Origin of the sequence: Halogranum rubrum, from assembly GCF_900114455.1 — an archaeon.
Taxonomy (GTDB): domain Archaea; phylum Halobacteriota; class Halobacteria; order Halobacteriales; family Haloferacaceae; genus Halogranum; species Halogranum rubrum.
Map to the genome: position 1 here is coordinate 1 of NZ_FOTC01000013.1, position 20,396 is coordinate 20,396.

At 55.7% G+C, this 20,396-nt stretch carries 14 protein-coding genes and 2 pseudogenes; 8 read left to right on the plus strand and 8 right to left on the minus strand.

Features of this window, described 5'->3' with window-relative positions:
* From BM083_RS22325 to BM083_RS22340, 3 genes and pseudogenes are all read right to left on the minus strand, one after another.
* Nucleotides 1-725, minus strand: a pseudogene (locus BM083_RS22325) (tyrosine-type recombinase/integrase); the annotation flags it as partial.
* 1,430 nt (nt 726-2,155) lie between these two features.
* Entirely contained in the window at nt 2,156-2,917 is a 762-nt protein-coding gene (locus tag BM083_RS22335) for an IclR family transcriptional regulator (protein WP_089872811.1), read from the minus strand.
* 310 nt (nt 2,918-3,227) lie between these two features.
* A complete protein-coding gene (locus tag BM083_RS22340) occupies nt 3,228-4,022 on the minus strand; it encodes a creatininase family protein (protein WP_089872813.1) in 795 nt (264 codons plus the stop codon).
* 365 nt (nt 4,023-4,387) lie between these two features.
* On the opposite strand from BM083_RS22340, the gene BM083_RS22345 reads away from it, so the two are divergent.
* The 6 genes from BM083_RS22345 (at nt 4,388) to BM083_RS22370 (ending at nt 10,550) form a co-directional block, all read left to right on the plus strand.
* Complete coding sequence (locus BM083_RS22345; RefSeq protein WP_089872815.1) at nt 4,388-6,115, plus strand: ABC transporter substrate-binding protein; 1,728 nt, start codon at nt 4,388-4,390, stop codon at nt 6,113-6,115.
* A gap of 101 nt (nt 6,116-6,216) precedes the next feature.
* Complete coding sequence (locus BM083_RS22350; RefSeq protein WP_089872817.1) at nt 6,217-7,185, plus strand: ABC transporter permease; 969 nt, start codon at nt 6,217-6,219, stop codon at nt 7,183-7,185.
* A gap of 1 nt (nt 7,186) precedes the next feature.
* Nucleotides 7,187-8,185: an ABC transporter permease gene (locus tag BM083_RS22355; RefSeq protein WP_089872819.1), complete on the plus strand. Its 999-nt coding sequence runs from the start codon at nt 7,187-7,189 to the stop codon at nt 8,183-8,185.
* Nucleotides 8,175-9,215, plus strand: a complete 1,041-nt coding sequence (locus tag BM083_RS22360) for an ABC transporter ATP-binding protein (RefSeq protein WP_089872821.1) — start codon at nt 8,175-8,177, stop codon at nt 9,213-9,215. The genes BM083_RS22355 and BM083_RS22360 overlap by 11 nt, the downstream gene beginning before the upstream one ends.
* Nucleotides 9,208-10,341 carry an ABC transporter ATP-binding protein gene (locus tag BM083_RS22365; protein WP_089872823.1) on the plus strand — a complete coding sequence of 378 codons (1,134 nt, stop codon included), beginning with the start codon at nt 9,208-9,210 and terminating at the stop codon, nt 10,339-10,341. The genes BM083_RS22360 and BM083_RS22365 overlap by 8 nt, the downstream gene beginning before the upstream one ends.
* A complete protein-coding gene (locus BM083_RS22370) occupies nt 10,338-10,550 on the plus strand; it encodes a hypothetical protein (protein WP_177197747.1) in 213 nt (70 codons plus the stop codon). Before BM083_RS22365 ends, BM083_RS22370 begins: the two co-directional genes overlap by 4 nt.
* A 45-nt stretch (nt 10,551-10,595) precedes the next feature.
* Here the strand turns inward: BM083_RS22370 and BM083_RS22375 are convergent, their stop codons facing one another.
* Both BM083_RS22375 and BM083_RS22380 read right to left on the minus strand, forming a co-directional pair.
* On the minus strand, nt 10,596-11,969 hold the full coding sequence (locus BM083_RS22375) for an MATE family efflux transporter (protein WP_089872827.1): 1,374 nt from the start codon (nt 11,967-11,969) through the stop codon (nt 10,596-10,598).
* Nucleotides 11,970-12,740: 771 nt separating this feature from the next.
* A pseudogene (locus BM083_RS22380) lies at nt 12,741-13,435 on the minus strand (tyrosine-type recombinase/integrase); the annotation flags it as partial.
* 221 nt (nt 13,436-13,656) lie between these two features.
* Here BM083_RS22380 and BM083_RS22385 point away from each other — a divergent pair.
* A complete protein-coding gene (locus BM083_RS22385) occupies nt 13,657-14,478 on the plus strand; it encodes an IS5 family transposase (protein ID WP_089872829.1) in 822 nt (273 codons plus the stop codon).
* Nucleotides 14,479-15,479: 1,001 nt separating this feature from the next.
* Here the strand turns inward: BM083_RS22385 and BM083_RS22390 are convergent.
* Both BM083_RS22390 and BM083_RS22395 read right to left on the minus strand, forming a co-directional pair.
* Complete coding sequence (locus BM083_RS22390) at nt 15,480-16,256, minus strand: IclR family transcriptional regulator (RefSeq protein WP_089872831.1); 777 nt, start codon at nt 16,254-16,256, stop codon at nt 15,480-15,482.
* 155 nt (nt 16,257-16,411) lie between these two features.
* Nucleotides 16,412-17,632, minus strand: coding sequence for an ABC transporter substrate-binding protein (locus BM083_RS22395; protein WP_177197748.1), 1,221 nt, complete (start codon nt 17,630-17,632; stop codon nt 16,412-16,414).
* 382 nt (nt 17,633-18,014) lie between these two features.
* On the opposite strand from BM083_RS22395, the gene BM083_RS22400 reads away from it, so the two are divergent.
* On the plus strand, nt 18,015-18,986 hold the full coding sequence (locus BM083_RS22400) for a C-terminal binding protein (RefSeq protein ID WP_089872835.1): 972 nt from the start codon (nt 18,015-18,017) through the stop codon (nt 18,984-18,986).
* Between the two features lie 81 nt (nt 18,987-19,067).
* On the opposite strand, the gene BM083_RS22405 is transcribed toward BM083_RS22400, so the two are convergent.
* Nucleotides 19,068-20,330 carry a mandelate racemase/muconate lactonizing enzyme family protein gene (locus BM083_RS22405; protein ID WP_089872837.1) on the minus strand — a complete coding sequence of 421 codons (1,263 nt, stop codon included), beginning with the start codon at nt 20,328-20,330 and terminating at the stop codon, nt 19,068-19,070.
* Nucleotides 20,331-20,396 lie beyond the last annotated feature (66 nt).

Below are 20,396 nucleotides of genomic sequence, written 5' to 3' on the forward strand. Positions count from 1 at the left end.
GTGTACGTGTCGTACCAGAAGCGACGACACAGCTGTGGACTCGGACGCTCGCCGTCGATGTGCTCGGGGAGGTCGGCTTCAGCGGCGAGCGTTTGGAACCAGTTCCGAATCGTGTCTCGCGTCACGTGCGGTGTTTCGCCTTGTGGCGACGGGAAGACGTACCCTGTCCACGTTTCGTCGCTTGCTAACTCGTCGATTCGTGCGTCGAGGATGTCTAGGCCGAACAGCACCGACACCTCTCCGGGCCCGTTCTTCCGATTCTCGAAAGCGATGTAGGGGACGTCGTCGTCGGCAACGTCGCGATTGAACTGCGAGACGTGGAGTGCTGCGACTTCGCTTGCGCGGAGTCCCCAGCCCGCGAGTGCGACCACCAACAGCTGCTCTCGCGGCGTCGTCGTCATCTGCATCAATTTCCGAATGTGGGCTGCGGAGAGTGCTGGCGTCGACGACTCTTCGAGTTCCCATTTGAACTCGTTGTAGAGGCCACTTGCTGGGTTCATGGCGGCGACGCGTCGTCCGACCAGATGTTGATACCAGGCGTCGACGATGCGCCGCACACGCTGGAGGGTCTGGGCGCTGTAGGCGCGGTCTGCATCTTCGTTCAACCAGTCAAACGCTGCATAGCACGCGTCGACGGCTTCGTAGGAGGGCGCGAACAGGTCCCGTATTTCCTTCGCGAAGAGGTTATCGAAGCCGAGGGTGATCTGCAGGACACGCTTGAAGAGTTGCTTGGCGAAATCCACAAAACTGTTTGTATAATCTGGCGACTCAGTCTACAGCCGACTGAGATTGTAATCTGGCCTGTACCTCCTAGTAAGATAGTACAAGAGGTAGCCTCTCATTGACCAATTTCCTAGTTTCGGTAGAATGATTACTATCACTCCACCTCAAACGCAACGGCAAGTAGCTCTCGCATATACTCTCACCGCAACTTCCGTGCACGCGCATCTGAGAGATATTTCTGCAGGACGACATCGGCGCTTGCGCTTCCCTGTTCGGCCGCCATCTATCCAGACTTCCAAGGATGACGTCCATTGACGACGAATATACGCCGTACCAGAATCTGCGCCCATCTTCGGCGACAGCAATTCGTCGTCGATTGTCCCGGGCAATCCATCACGAGCGGCAAGTTGGCCAAACCAATTCCAGACTGTCTAAGGTGAAATGTTTGACCTGATGCGTATAGTGAGGGGAACAGATAACCGTTCTACTCGTCAACGTCAGTCGTTGCAGCGAGACGATCTTCGAGAATATCCCGCTCGTAGAGGAGTGATACCTTTCCAGGGACGTTCTTCCGCACTTCGAAGGCAATGAATAAGACGTCCCCGTCGTACGGGTCGAAAACGAACTGGCGGATATGAAGTTGAGCAACCTCTCTTGATCAAAGCCCCCACGCACAGAACGCGAGCACAAGCAGTCGCTCTTCGGCATCAGTTGCTACTTGGTAGAGCGCTCGAACGTGTTCTGCGCCGAGACAAAACGTATCGGCGTCGTGCCACCGTTCCCATTGGCCAATCGAACACGTCGTCAAGACCGTTGGCAGGAGTGACGGCGGCCCATTGTCACCGGACTAAGTGTGCGTACCAATTCGAAACCGTGAGATTGATGCGACGTTTGGTCTGCCCGTGATCAAGATCATCATGCAGTCAGTCGAACGCTGCCCAGTAGCCATCGACCGCTTCGTGTGCCGGGACGTCGTTCTCGCAACCGACGGGTGTTACAAGATCGTCCGTCTTGCTTTCATCGCAATAGGCACTGACATAGCGAATCAGCCCGAATGTGAGCCTTCACTTCGAGCACTCTTCCAGAGATCTCTCGGGTCGGTAAGCGGTTCAAACCGACCGAAGAACGGCGAGTTGGAATAGAGTCAGCCCTATTCACTTGAACAGTCGGGAACTGTACAATGTCTCTCACGAATTGCATGTAACTTCACCACTTCTCGTCCAACAGTACTGGATTGCATCGATCGGTACCTGCTTTGGTACTGAACTGGCGATGAAGGTGCTCCTATGAGGGACGTATGGGAGGCTTTCTTCCCAATCTACCTGGTGGTCGTTCCAACTCACCGACCAAAACATTGCAACATTACATTACTATGAATGTAATGAGCATCTACACGATTGCAGACGTCCAATATTATTGGACGTGTTAGTTTTTAAGAGTACGAGACGGTGATTTCGACGATGTTGGCCGCGTTCTTAACTAACTTCGGAATTTCCTCTTCGAACCGTTCGCCCTGGATTCGGCCAACAGGTCCCGACACACTTATCGCGCCCACTACCCGCCCGTTACGCGTGACTGGTGCCCCGATGCAGCGGAGACCCTCACGCAGTTCGCCATCGTTCACAGCGTATCCTTGTTTCCCTATTCGCTCGAGTTCAGCCCAGAGCTCATCACGCTCTGTAATCGTGCGCTCCGTTCTGGCAACTAATCCCTTCTCGTCGATGATCTGCTCGATTTCTTCTCTGGGAAGCGCAGAGAGAATCGCCTTCCCTGACGCCCGGCAGTGGAGGTCGACGTGCTTCCCGATGTGGGATTTCACGGGCATCGCTTGCTCTCCCCGCTTACGATAGAGATACACCCCACGCCCGTGTTCTGGTATCATCATACTCGCTAACTCGCCAGTTTCTGCGGCAAGTCTGTCGACTTCCTCACAACCGACCTGGTAGATCTGCTTCTGTGACCTAGCGTTTTCACCGATATCGAGGAATCTCATTCCGACTCGGTACGTGCCTTCGTCGTTTACTGCAAAGCCAATCTCTTCGAGAGAGGATAGGTACACGTGCGCGGTGCTCTTTGGTAGGGAGAGTTCGTTGGCGACGTCCGTGACGCCCGCACCCCCAGACCGTTTCAGGTAATCTACGATCTCAAATGCAGACCGTAGCGATTTGAGTGGCTTCGTTTTTGCGCCAGACATACTGTAGCATGTGAGGTGCACACACAAATGTGTTGCTTTCACTCAGATGGGGTCGGCCACCCGGTGAACAGCTGAATTTCCGGTGAATGGAGAGGGGGATGAGTGAGATATCGGTCCGAACCCGTCCAACAGTCTTGGACGCATGCATGCAAGACCATGAAAGACGGCCAGCTGGACCAAGACTGCATAGAGATCCTTAGAGGAGGTACCAATAAGTTCGCCAGCGACGGCGCTCGTTGAGGTGTGGTGTCGAAACGAAGGGAATGACAGTGAGTTTCTCAGCGACAGTGGGTGTGGCAGTCTGTCGTGGTCAGTTCGAATTGGGTGCCTGTTCGAGCGTGTGGACGCCGTCGACGGGCTGAGCGAGATCCTCCTCGAGGGCGTCGAGGATTCGATCGGTCGTGTCGGCGACGACTTCCTCCATGAATTCGGGGTCAGATTTCCGCGGGTCGCCGCGGCCACCCTGTACCGCGAGGTCGGTATACCACGTGTACTGGCGGACGTTGAACTTCGCCTTCCGCTGTTGTTTCTCCTTCTTCTCCGTCCGGACTAGGTCCGGATGGTACAGTTCCGTGACGCTGGTCTCGTGTTCGCCCGCGTGGCTCCAGTCCGGACCGAACCGGGTCTCCAACTGTTCTCGAGCAAACGACGTCCAGTTGACGAGGTACACCTCGATGTTGTGATCTCGCTGGAGTCTGTCACCAGCAAGTTTCAGTGGTGCATTGTTTCCCCCGTGGCAGTTGACGATCAGCAGTCGTTTAGCCCCGTGTTGGGCGACCGACGCACCGAGTTCTTCGACGACCTTCTGATACGTGTCGGGCATCAGCGTCAGTGTGCCCGACCGTGTCATGTGGTGCTCCGAGTAGCCGAACGGCAGCGTCGGTAACCGTATCATCGATAGATCACGGTCGGTTGCGGCTTGCACGAGGACACGACTCAGGTTTTCGGCCCGGAGCGTGTCGACGGACACCGGCAGGTGCAGAGAGTGCTGCTCAATGGCACCTGTGGGCAACACCATGAAGTCTGCCTCATCGATGGCGACGTCGGCTTCCTCCCAAGTTAGGTTCCCGAGGTCGTACTCTTCGTAATCCAGTTCAACAGTCATTGGTACGCCTCGTCGTCGCTGGTCACGAGACCAGGGGCACTTGCTGAGGCGACACTCGTTTGAGTCAAAGACTCTATGGTACTGGCTAGCATCGGAAGTCTACAATATAGCGATGGGAAACATATATTTATATCTTTGGGTGACTGATCTCAATCACATTGTTTCTGACTCGCATGGGCGCGAGTTGCGAAACGCGAACGGTCACCGCACTTGACTGATGTGCCGCGACTGAGCCCATCCCAAATCTATCAAACGAGAAGACTCTCCATCAAACTGTACTCGTGATATTGACAGCTATGAACAGATTTAAATAATGGTGTCTCTTTGGTCACGATGTCATACGTTGGCAATAGGTAAGCATACACATGGCTAGTAACATCACCGAATACGATATCGATAGAAGACAGTTCCTCGCATTGACCGGAGCGCTCTCGGGTGCCTCCCTCGCAGGGTGTACTGGCAACAGCGATTCTGGTGGCGGGAGTGGAACCGACAGCACCGGCAGTAGTGGCGGCGGTTCCTCGGACGAAACTGTCCGGCTGAACGTCGCAATCGCCTCGGAACCGTGGAATTTCGACCCCGCACTGTGGGCAGACACAGGGTCGAGCGCCATCGGGAGTCTAATCTACGACGAAGTGATTGAGCTTACTCCTGATTCGGAACTCGCTCCTGGCCTCGTTAAGGAGGTCCCGAAGCCAACGAACGACGGGATGGCCTTCGACTACGAACTTCGCGACGGTCTCCAGTTCCACAACGGCGACGAGGTCACTGTCGAGGACTTCAAGTACTCTGTCGATTGGATTTTGAACCCCGACAACAACTCGCCGATCCGGCGCCGGATTCCGAACGTCGAGGGAACCGAAATTGTCGATGACAGGACACTTCGTCTGAACCTCACTACACAGTTTTCCACACTCAACTGGTGGCTAACACGCGGTCTGGAAGGTATCGTCCAAAAAGGCTCTCGTGGCTCCGCCAGTGAACGTGAAGGACCGACAGGAATCGCGACGAACCTCACGACGGATCCGAGTGGTGCTGGAACCGGCCCCTTCGAATTCGTCGAATGGAACACGAATGAGAACGTCCTCTTAAAGAAGAACGAGAACTACTGGAAGGAGGGCATTCCGAAGGTCGACGAAATTAACTTCCAGATCATGCCGGAGGATTCGACTAGACTGGCGAACCTCCGGTCTGGCACCACTGACTTGACCACTTCCATCCCGGACAAGGACTTCGAGTCGCTGAAGGGCGACCCCAGTATCAAGACGGGGACGGTACCCGGGAACACGACCGAGGTGCTCTACCTGAACCTCATGGAGGCGGAGGGCAACCCAATGTCCAACGTCAACAACCGCCGTGCGGTCCAGTGGGGCATTGACGCCGAAGAGATCTTAGACGAGATTTTCTACGGCAGAGGTGTCGCCCAGCAGGGGCTCTGGTATCCGGACAGCGAGTGGACGTCGCCCAAGCTGAAGGAGATGAAGATGTACGACCAAGAGAAGGCACGGAGAGAACTCGAAAAGGCCGGAAACCCGGACGGGTTCACTTTCGAGATGCTCATCACCAAAGGCTCTCACCTCAAGGATCAGGGCGTTGTTATCCAGAACCAGCTCTCGAAAATCGGTATCGACGTCGAGATTACCACACTTGAGAAATCTGCGTTGTTCGACCAGGTATACAATACGACCGACTGGCACGCCGCCCTCGAGAACTGGACGAACGCCGTTCCGGTCGTCACCTACTGGCTCAGCACTGGCTTCGTTCCGAACGACCGAAACCACAACAACTGGCACCATGCGTCGCCTGATCTCCCGGACCGGTACGCCCCAAGCGGACCGCCGGCCCCGGAAGACGCCGAAGGGGATTTCTCGAACGGCCACGACTGGTACGTCCAGACGCTCAAGAAAGCTCAACAGACCGCCGACGAACAAGAACAAAAGGAAATCGTCTACCGACTTCAGGAGTATCTCGTCGAGAACGCCATCCAGATCGACATCGCCTACTCGAGTCGGCTCGCCGCGTGGAGTGACTCGGTGTCGGACTACCAGATGGGTTCGTTCGCGTCAGACATCCGTCCTGTAACCAAGGATTGATTGGCGAATTTGCAGAAAGAATCATTAACAACCCTCTCCAACGCCGTTTACAACCCAATAATGAACACCAGTTTCAGACTGTTGATACGTATTTTGGAACAATGAGCACCGCACGATTTATCCTGAAACGGCTCATGTTGATCGTCCCGGTACTGTTCGGTGTGAGTGTGGCCGTCTTTGGGCTGCTCCACATCGCCCCCGGAGGCCCCGCAGCGGTCCTGCTTGGACCACTGCAAAACGAACAGATCATCCAGGAAGTCCGGTCACAGCTCGGTCTGGACAAGCCGTTCTACGTCCAGTACTGGCTGTGGGCCAGCAGTGCTATCGTCGGTGATCTCGGGACCTCGTGGACCGTCCAGCAAGGAACACCCGTCGTGGATCTCATCAAGAGCCGACTCCTGCTCACGTTCGAACTCGCACTCCTCGCACAGTTGCTGGCTGTACTCATCGGTATTCCGGCAGGAATCATTGGTGCAGTCCGGCAGAACAAACCTGCAGACCACCTCTCACGTATCGGGGCGCTCTCGGGAATCTCGATTCCGAACTTCTGGCTGGGCATCGTCCTGATCATGGTGTTTGGTGTCACGTTCAACTTCGATTGGGGGACTGGTGGATGGATCTCACCGTTCGAGGATCCGGTTGCGAACCTCCAACATCTCATCTTGCCAGTCATCGCCTTGGGGACCGCTCGTGCAGCGATTATCCAGCGGATGACTCGATCGGAGATGCTTGAGACGATGAACCAGGACTACATCCGCACGGCCCGTGCGATGGGAATTAGCGAGCGCGAGGTCATTCTAAAAGATGCAACGAAGAACGCACTCATCCCCGTCGTGACCGTCATCGGCATCGGCATCGGTGGGCTGTTGAACGGTGCGGTCCTGACGGAGACGGTGTTTAACCTCCCCGGACTCGGAAAGCTGTTCATCACGGCAATTGCCCGACGGGACTTTGAGGTCATCCGCGCCCTGGTGCTCTTCATTACGTGTGTGTTCGTCTTCGCAAATCTAAGTGTCGACGTCCTCTACGCGTACCTCAACCCGAAAATCCGTGAAGACGGAGGGAACTGAAATGGCGACGAAAGAATCAACCACAGTCAAAGAGGGAGCACAGACCCGTGAACATCGAAGCCAGTTCGAACAGTTCTGGCGAGAGTTCCGGAAGAATCGGCTTTCAATCGTCGGAGCGGTGATAATTGGGCTCACGCTCTTCGCTGCGATATTCGCTCCGTTCATCGCACCGCATGACCCGGCGACTCAGTTCGACGCACCCGAAGGGGAACATAATCCGCTCCCCCCGGGCTCAACGTTGTTTGTTGAGGGTGAATCCAACGAGCAGATAACAGCATATCTAGGGACGGACAACCACGGCCGCGACCTCCTCTCACGGATGATTTTCGGCCTCCGGACGCTCATGATAATCTCTATCGGTGTTAACGCGGTCGCAATGAGTGTCGGTATCGCCTTGGGCGCTATCGCGGGGTACCTCGGTAACTCGTGGGTTGACGAGACGATTATGCGTGCGATGGACATCATCCTCTCGTTCCCAAGCCTGATTCTCGCAATCGCGATTATCGGCATTCTCGGTGCCGGAACGACCGATTACGGCTGGATCTCCGTCCCTAATCTCGCGAAGATTATCTTCGTCATCGGGTTTGCCTACATCCCACGGTTCGCGCGCGTCATGCGTAGCGCAGTACTCAAAGAGATGGAAGAAGACTACGTTGACGCGGCGAAGTCCCTCGGTGCGAGCGACACACACATCCTCACGCGCGACGTGCTGGTCAACACCATCCCGATCGTCGTCGTACAGGCGACGCTCTACATGGCGACGGCCGTCCTCGCGAGTGCGGGCCTGTCGTTCCTCGGACTCGGACTGCAGCCTCCGACCGCGAGTCTCGGATTGATGCTGTCGAATGCCCGGAGTTTCGTCTACAGTGGCCAGTGGTGGTATCCCGTCTTCCCGGGGTTGGCGCTCATGATCATCATCCTCGGATTCAATTTACTCGGAGACGGACTGCGCGATGCGCTTGACCCACGGTACTCTCAGGAGGGCTCCAATGACCAGTGAACCGATTCTGGAAGTCGAGAATCTGGTCACCCAGTTCCACACCGACGAGGGCGTTGTCAAGGCAGTCGACGGCAACTCATTTTCGCTTCACAAAGGTGAGGTACTGGGCATCGTTGGTGAGTCCGGTTCTGGCAAGAGTGTCACCGCGATGTCGGTCATGCAACTCATCGACAAACCGGGGTACATCAAAGCCGGTACGGTCCGGTATAAGGGTGAGGACCTGCTAGAGAAGAGCAAGGCGGAGATGCGACAGATTCGGGGCAACGACATCGCGATGATGTTTCAGGACCCGATGACCTCGTTGAACCCTGTCTACACCATCGGGAGTCAGATCTCTCGAGTTATCCGAAAACACACGGACGCCTCGAAGCCAGAGGCCCGAGATAGGACCATCGAACTCCTCGGTGACGTCGGTATCCCCGAACCCGCGGCCCGTGTCGACGACTACCCGCACCAGTTCTCCGGCGGGATGCGCCAGCGGGTGCTCCTCGCGATGGCGATTTCCTGCGACCCGGAGATTCTCATCGCCGACGAACCGACGACGGCACTCGACGTGACAATTGAAGCGCAGATATTCGAACTCATCGACCGACTCCAGGAGAAGTACGGGATGAGCGTTATCCTCATCACGCACGACCTAGGCGTCGTCGCAGGCAGTTGTGACAGGGTCGCCGTCGTCTACGCAGGACGAATCGTCGAACGCGCGGGGGTCGAGGAACTCTTCGAGTCTCCCCGCCACCCCTACACACGTGGGCTGATGCGATCGATTCCGAATTTACGGTCGTCGGAGAGCCGTCTGACCCCGATCAAGGGGCAAATTCCGGACCTCACCGCACTGCCGTCCGGCTGTTCGTTCCACCCTCGGTGTGTCCACGCGACGGAGGAGTGTACACAGAGAGACCCCGAGCTTCGGGCGGTTGAGACTAACCGCGAGGCAGCATGTATCCACGCACTCGGCTACAGCAACCCAGCGACGACGCGAACTGCAACCGACTCCGCGGCCACCGATGGAGGTGTCTCAAATGAGTGACCGTGACACGATAATGAAGGTCAACGGACTGACGAAGCATTTCACACAGAACGACGGGTTCATCGACCGACTGTTCGATGCGACGAAGACCGTCAAGGCGGTGCAAGACGTCTCCTTCGAGATCAGTCAGGGCGAAACCATCGGCCTCGTCGGCGAGTCCGGGTCGGGAAAGTCGACTACTGCTCGAAGCATCCTTCAGCTCGACGAACCCACCGCCGGCACTGTTACGTACGACGGAACTGACGTGACGTCGCTCTCAGCGAAGGAACTGAAGCGGTTCCGAAAACGTATCCAGATGGTGTTTCAGGACCCGGCGTCGAGCCTCAACCGACGAAAGAGCGTCGGACAGATAATTCGACAACCGATGCAGATTCACGGCCTATATAAGGGCGAACGCGACAAGCGCGTCGAGGAACTCATGGAACAGGTGGGGCTCTCCCCAGAGCATTCGAACCGGTATCCCCACGAGTTCTCTGGTGGACAGCGACAACGGGTCGGTATCGCTCGCGCGCTCGCTGTCGAACCCGAATTTCTCGTGTGCGACGAACCGGTCTCAGCACTCGATGTCTCGATTCAGGCGCAGATTCTCAACTTGCTCAAGGATCTGCAGGTGGAGTACGACCTCACCATCCTGTTCATCGCCCACGACCTCTCCGTGATTCGCCACGTCTGTGACCGAGTCGCGGTGATGTACCTCGGTGAAATCGTCGAGATTGCAGAGACTGAAGAGTTGTTTGCGAGCCCACAGCATCCCTACACACGGGCACTTCTCAATGCGATTCCGGAACCGGACCCGGAACTTGCACAGCACCGCCAGCCACTCTCCGGTGAGGTTCCTTCACCCATCGATCCACCGAAGGGCTGCTCGTTCCATCCGCGCTGTCCGGATGCGACCGACGAGTGTCGCTCTATCGACCCTGACCTCGAACAGGTCGACGGCGCGATGGTCGGACACGAAACTGCGTGCATTCACGTCGAGTCGTTCGACAGCGAGGGCGGCATCACGCTTGAAGCCGCCAACAGAGACCGTTACGCGCCGGAGAACTTCCTCCATGAGGATGGGAGCAGTGCTCGCACGGTGAGCGAAACAGAGGGAGCGGTCACTAAGACGGGGGCGAGTGAATGATGCAGTTCCAGAACACGCTCCAGTCGTTGATTCCGATTGCGATGACGTTCGTGCTCGTCCTCGCGTACCAGTCGGTTATCTCGACGGTGTTGTCGGGAGTCCCCGCGTTCGGTGTGACGGTCGTGCTCTCGATCGCGACGTGGTACGTCATCTGCCGCGTTGTGTTCGATAGTGACGGTCGCCTCTCTGCCGTCAAACGGCTGTCCTGAGCGGACAGTCGCCACTTATCCGACACTGGCGACAGAGTTGGCCCCTCAATCCGCTGTGGATGTCCGTTTGGCCATCATCTGTTCTGCTTTTTCAGCCCAATCACCCCACAAGAATCCGGCGCACGCGACGATTGCCCACCAGACATACGTCAGGACAACTCCTAGATAGACTGCCGAGAGTCCGTACCCAAACCAGATCCCGACGAGATAGCTAAAACCGAGCATGAAGCCGAACGTCCCGGTGAAACGAGCGTAGAACGGTGTCCGTGTCTCGCTGGCACCCTGAAGACTTCCGGCCAGTGGGAAGAAAATACCGAAGAAGAGCATCGAAACCCCCGAAATGCGCGTGAATTCGACAGCGTACCCAAGAGTATCCGGGTCATCCGTGAACATCGACGAGAGCGGTTCGGCACCGACCGATATCAGTGCTCCAATGGCGCCGAGCGTGAGTACGCTGAAAGCCGTGATGGCCAGGCCAGAAAAGCGCGCCTCTTCGGGGTTCCCTTCACCAAGTCTCTGTCCGACCATGATGCTCGCAGCGACGCTGTACGACCGATACAGGGGGCCGGCGAGTTGCTGGTAAATCCGCCGCCCGATGTGGTATGCCGCGCTTACCTCTGTCCCGAAGACGAGTAGCAAGGCGTTGAACGGAAAATTTGCGACAGAGGTACTCATTCCCTCCGCGAAGTTCGGGAGGCCAATAGCGATGAGTTGCTTCGTAACCGTCGAATCTCGCGGCCGACTGAGCGACAGGTCGGTTCTGTTACTCACTAGCATCCCAAGCATAGCCACGCACTCAAACCCTCGACTGAGCGCCGTCGCCATTCCGACACCAACGATGCCGAGTCGCGGGAGGCCTAAGAGCCCTAACCCCAGCCCGACTGTCGCGAAGATGTTGACAACGTTCGCCAGTCCATTCACAACGAGCGGCGTTCGTGTATCACCTGTCCCTTGTAACGAGCGCGCGCCCACCAAAGCGACGATTCGGAGGGGTGCAACGGCAAAGACGAGTGCGAGATAGAGCGATCCCATTCTCACAACTGCCTTCTCGGCACCGAGCACCTCGATGAGGAACTCAGACAGCGAAAACCCCACGGCCACGATTGGAACACCGATGAGAAATCCGATGAGTAGAGCCTGCGTAACGGCCTGGTCACGACTTTCAGCGTCACCTCTAGCGGTATCTTGGCTCGAGAGAGCAATCGCTCCCGTTCCGAGTGCGCGTCCGATTCGGAACGGGACCTGTGCGTACAAATCCGCGAGTCCGATAGCGGCGACAGCAGCGGGTGAAAAGAGCCCAGTTACGACGATGTCGACAGACCGCATCAAGGTATTCAGTAACTGTTGAACTGCAATCGGCCACGACAGTGAAACCGTAGACCTCCACGTGTCAGTAATGCGGCTCCGCAACTCGGACATCAGTGTGTTATGAACTCTCAACACAAGATTGAGTCTGTCGGTAGCGGCGACTTGGTTTCCGCCCGTATGGCATCGCTGTCAACTGCTGATTTCATACTAACCGAAGGGGCTATTTCGTGTACACGACGTGTATGACTATGCCGATCGATGACGACGCACGGGAGTATCACAGTGAGGAGCCTCCCGGGAAGATTACGACCTCCAGTCGAAGGAAGAACTCCTCCACGCGTGGGATGACCAAGATTGACGCGCGCTGACGGGTACTCATCCAATTGTATCAGGCTGGTTCGCGGCAAGCTTGGGGAGGAAATTTATCCAAATAATTTAGTTGTGCTCATTCGGCCGCTGACCAAGATATCCAGAATCAAGAACACGGGATGACCTTGATGAGGAAACGAAAAGCCTGATTATCTGCCTGTCGGAGTCGTGAAATAAGGTAGAGCATTCTCTCAACAGCTCCATGATTATTGACGGTGGCTCCATACTCACCAATCCACAAGTAAGAAACTGATAAATGCTTCACAATCGAGGTCTAAAGGGTAATTCTGGGCCTATTTTGGGAGACATACTCTTTGATACGGACCGGTTTATCGATGTGCGTCTAATCGGACCCACGTGTTTGAAAAAAATTGGATTACTTGGCACGTGTTGACTGTCCAGTCTCATCGAAATTTTTCAGCAATACAGGCGATTCGAAAGAGTCTGCGTGAACTGCTCGATATCATGCTGGGGTATGTGTTCCACAGCAACTGTTCACTCTAGGGTCAACTGTCACTCTGTCTGGAAGGCTTCAGCTAATTGCTCGCGCATGAACTCCCGACGTACCCGTCGCGACCGTGAGTCCGAGAGATAGTTTTGCATCACGACTTGTGGGTCGCTACTGCCTTGTTCGGCGGCGATTTCTTCGACGCCCTCGAGGACTGCCGTGTACGTGTCGTACCAGAAGCGACGACACAGCTGTGGGCTCGGACGCTCCCCGTCGATGCGCTCTGGGAGCCCGGCTTCAGCGGCGAGCGTTTGGAACCAGTTCCGAATCGTGTCTCGCGTCACGTGCGGTGTTTCACCTTGTGGTGACGGGAAGACGTACCCCGTCCACGTTTCGTCTTTTGCTAGCTCGTCGATTCGTGCGTCGAGGATGTCCAGTCCGAACAGTACCGACACCTCTCCGGGGCCGTTCTTGCGATTCTCGAAGGCGATGTATGGGACGTCGTCGTCGGCAACATCGCGATTGAACTGCGAGACGTGGAGTGCTGCGGCTTCGCTTGCGCGGAGTCCCCACCCAGCGAGCGCAACAACCAACAGTTGCTCTCGCGGCGTCGTTGTGGCCTGCATCAACTTCCGAATGTGGGCTGCGGAGAGTGCTGGCGTCGACGACTCGTCGAGTTCCCACTGTTACCATCGAGATTGAGAGATGGACTCTGCGAGATAATACACTGTCTAACCCGCTGCTGATACCAGATGTCGACGTCGTTGGCATGTTCGTTGGAGATTCACCACGGACTCTCAAGGAAGACGTGCAGCTCAGTGGTTTCATCGCCATTGAGACTCTGTCCTGTCAGCAAACATCTCCGCTGCAGTGGCTTTTGAGTTGAAGTACAACTATACTAATATATTGTGCTCTGTAGGATCGCTAGACTGCGGCGTGGCGACTCCGTTATCTCGGTAGAAAGCGAAGCGGCAGAATGTTTTGACTTCGGAAATCCGCCGCTTCACACGTCTTACGGTCGCTACTGCTAAAACAGTTGTCGAGAACCCAGGCGAACCCGCCGACCCCGTCGGGGGAGGCGGGTTCGCCGACTGGGCGATGCTCACGCTTCATACACTGAGACTTGAGCTTGGGAAGTCTTACCGCCAGACAATCGACTTGCTCAGCGAAATGCCGGGCGTTCTCGAAGAAATTGGCCTCACGCGGTTGCCACACTACACGGTGCTCCGCGATTGGTTCGAGAAGATCTCGACGAAGACCTGGCGTGCGTTTCTCCGCGCGTCGGCGGAGAAACGCACTGGCCACGCTGCTATCGACTCGACCGGCTTCGACCGCGACCACCCCTCGCGGTACTACGCCCAGCGGGCGCACTACCGCGTTCGGTCGTTGAAAGTCACCGCGCTCGTGGACGTCGAAACGCTGTACGTCACCGACGTCCACTGCACGACAACAAAGAAGCACGACGCGAAGATTGGCCCGCAGGTCGCCCGCCGCAACGCGGGCGACCTGCTCTCGTTGGCCGCTGATCGAGCGTACGACGGCAAACCGTTCCGCGACGAACTCCGCAGCTACGGAGTTCGTCCGCTCATCAAGCATCGTATCTACTCCTCGCTCGATCTTGCGCACAACGCACGGATGAGTTCGATGCACTACAACCGCCGCTGGATGGTCGAAACCGTCTTCTCAAGCCTCAAGCGCACGCTCGGCGCAGCCGTGCGTGCGCGAAGCTGGCATCTCGAACTCCGTGAAATGGTGCTCAAATGCACCGTCTACAACCTCCGCCGGAGCGTGAGATATCCGTGAAATCCAGCGCCGTATACCGATCCTACAGAGCAATATATTGTACAAAATAGATTAGATAGGTGATCAAGATGTTGTTTGTATCTTTCTGGGATTGTTGTTTAATCTGTGTTGCCTATTACGGAATTACCGAATACACTTTCTATCGACTAGTTCGCTGCATGCCGTTCAATGGTCTTTATCATTCTTTTCACCCTCGAATACAGCGGTAAGTTGTTCTCGCATATACTCTCGCCGCAATCTCCACGCATTCATTTAAGAATAGTTTTGCGGGAAAATGTCGGTGCTTCCCGTTCCTTGCTCGGTGGCGATTTCGTTAAGGCTCCCTAGGATGATGTCGAGTGACGATGAATCCCTGTCCTACCAGAATCGATGTCCCGTCTTCGATGGCGGGGCTTCACCGTCGGTTATCTCGGTTTCATCTCGGTACGATCTGCAAGTTGGCTGAACAGATTCAAGAATATCCAATAACAAATGATCTTACTAATGTGTAGAACTGGTTAGTAGCATCCAACGATGAACAGACTCTTCAATAGGGACATTACAAATCTAGATATGTAATTGAAGCGTGATTGTCTACTACCGTCTCTACTAATAAATTAGGGATCTACCTGTAAGAAGCCAGAACTCGATGTGCCAAGTGACGTAATAGGGTTTGTTTGTCTATTGGAGTCGTTCACTCTCACAGGCTCTTGTGTCGATTACAATACTACTATTGTAATGGTCGTAACCGACTTTGAAGCAAACTCTGTGTCTATTGGGGAACATGATCTCTCGCAATTATCTTCTCTCATTTCTTCTTAAGACATAAATTATTCGCATGTCGAAAAGCAGATGTGATCTTCAACTGGATGCACAAGAGTTCCGATTTCCTCTTTCGAGGATTTCATGCTGGGTGCCTTTGGTATCGTTCGAGGCTGTCTCATTTTTCCAAACGAGCCGATAGTATCTCCCTACGGAACTCTACATTCGATATGAGAAACTGTGGTGGCGCATTCCGAAATTCACTTGTATGCAATGTCCATCTCGATGACGTTCTTTGCCCGAAGGAGTAGGTCAGGGAGTTCCTCACGGAACCTATCGCCTTCGATACGACTGGCTGGACCCGAGACGCTGATCGCACCTAACACCACCTCTTCTGGGGTCATTATGGGAACTGCAACGCATCGGAGCCCCTCGATACGCTCACCTTCGTCGTAAGCCCAACCGCGTTCTCGAATCGATTCTAGCTCCTTGAACAGAGCCTCCGGTTCGGTAATCGTGTTCTCCGAAGCTTTTGGCAGCCCGTGTTCTGCGATTATTTCTTCCACTCGCTGTCGAGGGAGGTGGGCTAGGATGGCCTTCCCGTTCCCGGTGGAGTGAAGCGGAACCTCTTTTCCGACGTAGGTGTCGAGGCTCACGGCCTTGTTACTGGTTGCTCGGTAAAGGAGGATTCCTCTGCCCTGTTCCTCAACCACCAAATTGGACATCTCGTTCGTCTTCGATGCCAGTTCCTCCATGTGATCCTTCGCCACTTGATAAATTTTCTTCCGCATTCTGGCGGCTTCCCCGAAACGGAGGAAGCCCAAGCTGACCTTGTAGCTGCCGTCTTCTTTCAATACGTACCCCGTCGATTCGAGCGTACTGAGGTGTTTGTATACTGTACTCTTCGAGAGGCCGAGTGCCTCTGAGATCTCTGAGACCCCTGCTTTCTCCAGTTCGTGAACTGCCTCAAGGATTCGAAACGAAGTGACGGTGGTCTTCACCGCGTAAGACTTCTCATCGGTCTCTTTTTCGACCATACAGAATGCACGACTTCGCCATACAAAACACTTCGTTCCGATTGTGAAATACAACCCTCGGATGAAACTTCAGCCGCAATCAGCGGTGAGTGACAGTGAGGAGTCGATATCGATTGAGAGCCGACTAGAAACAGGAGGATCGCAGTCGAAGAGCGTTACTGCTTTGCCTTCTTCAGAGTCGACTCGAGCTTACTCGCGTAGTCGTCGACGATGTCGTCCGGATTCTTATCGTTGATGAGAACCTCCTGCACGAAGTTCGTGATGTGGTTGGACCCCAGAAGTGACTCTGCGTAGGGGTTCGGAGGCTCGGTCTCGTGAGAGACCGGCTGGTAACTCTCCATTACGTCCACCATGTACGTCTGGATATCATCTTTCGACCAGGCATCAGGTAGTTGGTCGACATTTTCTTTCCACGCATCACTACTGACAACGGTCGGCCAGGGGGAGACGACGTGAACCGGCGCGAGTTCGAAAGGAAGCTGGACCATGTTCTCCATCTGGAGGAAGAACTCGAGGAACGCGTGTGCCACCTCGGTGTCTGCGCCTTTGAACGTCACAAATCCATCCGCACTCCCATCACCGACCCGCTGTCGGTTCTTCGGCATCGGGACCGGGTGGAGGTCGGCAGCGAACGGTTTGTCCGCTTTGGCGGCTTGGACCTTCGGTCGAGCCCCTCCGTACCAATTCGACGCAGACGTCTCGTTCGGAATCGCTTGAATCATCGTCGACCAGGTTGAATCCGTCGCATCCGGCGAGTACTGGTGGAGATCCTTGATGAAGTTCATCGTCTCAACCCAGCGGGACCGGTTCTCACTGTCGCCAACCGCGATTCGAATCTCGTCGTTCTCGCGCTTCGCGATTGTTCCCTCGTTGGAGTACAGCCAGTTGAGGAAGTGGTACGTCGTCGAGGAGTCGCTTCCAGCAGGGACGTACGACCCTTTCAGGCCCGACTTACCGTTGGCTTTCTCTGCGAAAGCGAGTGTGTCTTCCCACGTCGAAGGAACGGTGTCCTCGACGACGTCCGCCCGATACCAGTAACACCCTGCGTTCGCTCCGAACGGCACTGAGTACTCGTTACCCTCCAGAATCGTGCGAGCGTTCTCGCCTGGTAGCTCGCCCAATCGTTCTTTACCGGTCGCGAGTGGTTCGTCTACGGGTGCCAAGATACCACGGATTGCCCAGGAGATGGCTTGTGACTGGTTCGCTGTGAAAATCTCGGGTGGATCTCCGGCCTGAAGGAGTTGGATGACGCGCTCCGAACCAGACGACCCCCGTCCGACGAACTCCATTTTGACCGACGCACCGGTTTCCGACTCGAATGAGGAACCGACCTGCTTGAGGAACTTCTGTGCGCTGGGGTTCGACTCGTCTGTCACGAAGTGGAGCGACTTCCCTGAGAGGTCGGAGGAACTACTTGATCCTCCCGTTGACCCATTCCCGGTGTTCCCTTCGGATGTTGTGCTTCCGTTTGACCCCTCTCCAGAGGAGTTGCCGAGGCATCCGGCGAGGCTGCTTGTTCCGATTATCGATGCTCCCGTGACCTTGAGGACGCTACGCCTGTCTATTCGGCCCGCTGTGGGGCCACCATTGTTACTTGGCATCACACCTCGTTTCCTATCCACCATAATAAACCTTCGCAATAATGAGAAGAAAATCGGCGTCTGGCCGTGAGAACGCCGAAATTTGGTCAAACGACCGGTTTGAGGGAATACCGTCGATAGGTTTTTTACCTCCCGTTCTGGTAGTATAGTCGAAATAATGCCCCCGAAGGTAGTAGTCGCTGATCAGAAAGCGACAGATATCGAGATGGAGCGAGACCTGCTGAGCGGACTCAATGCGAACGTAGTGAAGACAGACGCAACCTCTGAACGGGAGCTCATTCAGGATGCGTTGGATGCGACAGCGATTATCGTCGATGGGTACGCCCCGATGTCAAAGCGGGTGCTCGACGAACTTGACCAACTCCAAGTAATCGCCCGCGCTGGAATCGGCGTCGATAACATTGACGTTGATGCGGCCACAGCGAACGGGGTTAGCGTGGTCAACGTTCCAGACGTCTCATTCGGGAACGTCGCTACTCACACCCTCGCTCTCCTGTTTGCGTGCATCCGGAAAATCCCACTGTACAACGAGCGTGTCCGTTCGGGCTCTTGGGACTGGAAAGCAGAAAAGCCGCTGTTCAGCTTGGAGGGAAAGACGCTGGGCGTCGTCGGCTTCGGGAGCATAGCGCGGTCACTCGTTGAGCGACTTGAGGGAACTGGCGTGGACGTCATTGGCTACGACCACAGTGCTTCGCGCTCCGAACTGCAGAAGTATGGTGTCTCGAAGGTGAGCTTCGACGAATTGCTCCAGCAAGCCGACTTCCATTCGATCCACGTCCCGCTCACCGAATCGACCGAACATCTCTACGACGAGAGTACTTTCGAACGCATCAAGCCAGGGGCGATTATCGTCAATACAGCGCGTGGCGGCATCGTTGACGAGGAGGCACTCTATCACGCAATCGATACGGGAGTGATTTCGATGGCCGGACTTGACGTACTCTCACAGGAGCCACCAGAGGATTCCCCACTGCTTTCGCTCGACGAAGTGATATTCACACCACACATCGCTTGGTACTCCGAGGAAACAATCACACAACTCCGACAGCGTGCTACGGAGGAGGTCAACAGAGTGCTCAGCGGGAACGACCCTCTCAACCCTGTCAACACACTCGTCGCGAGCTCGTGAGCCCTTGATGTCCTGATCAGAGATCGGAAAGACGAGGAACCGATTCGTAGAATAATACCGTACGATGGCGGCCGGATCCGGTTAGAAGATTAACTCCGAATCTGCCGTCTTGTACTCGTCGGCTAGTTGCGCATCGATATCGATTCCGAGACCCGGGCCCTCTGGAACAGCCACCGACCCGTTCGAGAGAATTGGTCCCCGCTCACCGGTACGAATCACAAGATCGTTCCACCACGGAACGTCCCGACCACGGAATTCGATCGACATGAAGTTCGGGATCGCCGCACCGAGATGCGCACCAGCGACGACACCCACCGGACTTGAGAGGTTGTGTGGTGCGAGGGGGACACCGTGTAGGTCACAGACTGTGGCGATTCGATGGAGATCGAGCAATCCGCCGCATTTGTTGACGTCGGGTGCTGCGATGTCTAGTGCGCCGGCGCTGACCAGTTCGTTGAAGCGACCCACGTCAACAACGTTCTCTCCGGTGAGGACAGGAGTGTCCAACGCCTCGGTGACGCGCTGCTGGGCACCCAGTTTTCCAGGCGGAACTGGATCCTCAATGAAGGCTAAGTCGAACCGCTCAAGTTTCTTACCGAGCCGTATCGCAGTCTCGACTGTGAAGTTCCAGTGCAAATCCACGCCGAGGTCGACATCATATCCAATCTCGTCGCGAACCGCTTCGACGAGCGAGACCTTGTGGTTGATCGCTCTGTTGTCGAGTCGCCGCGATGCGACGTCCTCGTCGTCTTCGCCCGGCATCGGAACGTCGAGATCGAATTTCAACGACCCGAACCCGTCATCGACCACCTCACGTGCCGCTTTAGCATACGACTCGGGGGTGTAGACGGTATCAGCGTCGCCGTCAAGCGCGGCTCCGACCGACTCTCCCGCGTGTGTGTCGCAGTAGGTCTGAACGGAGCTTCGGTACTTCCCCCCGAGCAGTTCGTATACTGGCACGTCGAACAGCTTGCCTTTGAGATCCCACAGGGCAATCTCAATTCCGGTCATCGCAGCCTTCCCGATGTATCCCGCACCGGTGTATCGCTGTTCAAGCAGCTCCATCAACCGGTCGATATCGAGCGGGTTCTCACCGATCACGTGGCGAGAGATGCGGTTGACGACGTCCACCGCCTCGTGCCCGTGGAAGGCTTCGCCGATTCCATAGTGGTCGGTATCTGTTTCTACTTTAACTATTCCCCACGGGTAATTCCCCGAAATTGTCATCGTCCGGACGTCGGTAATTACCACGTCGCGTTCCGGAGGACGTCGTGATTCGTCCATCCGGAGGTCACGCCATGGTACACTAACCTCATCTGGTACTTTGTAGGCTTCTTCATCCATTGCTGGATCCACTATCCCGCTACGGAAGTGGTGTATTTGATTCTATGGGTGGTCTCCAATTCGTCG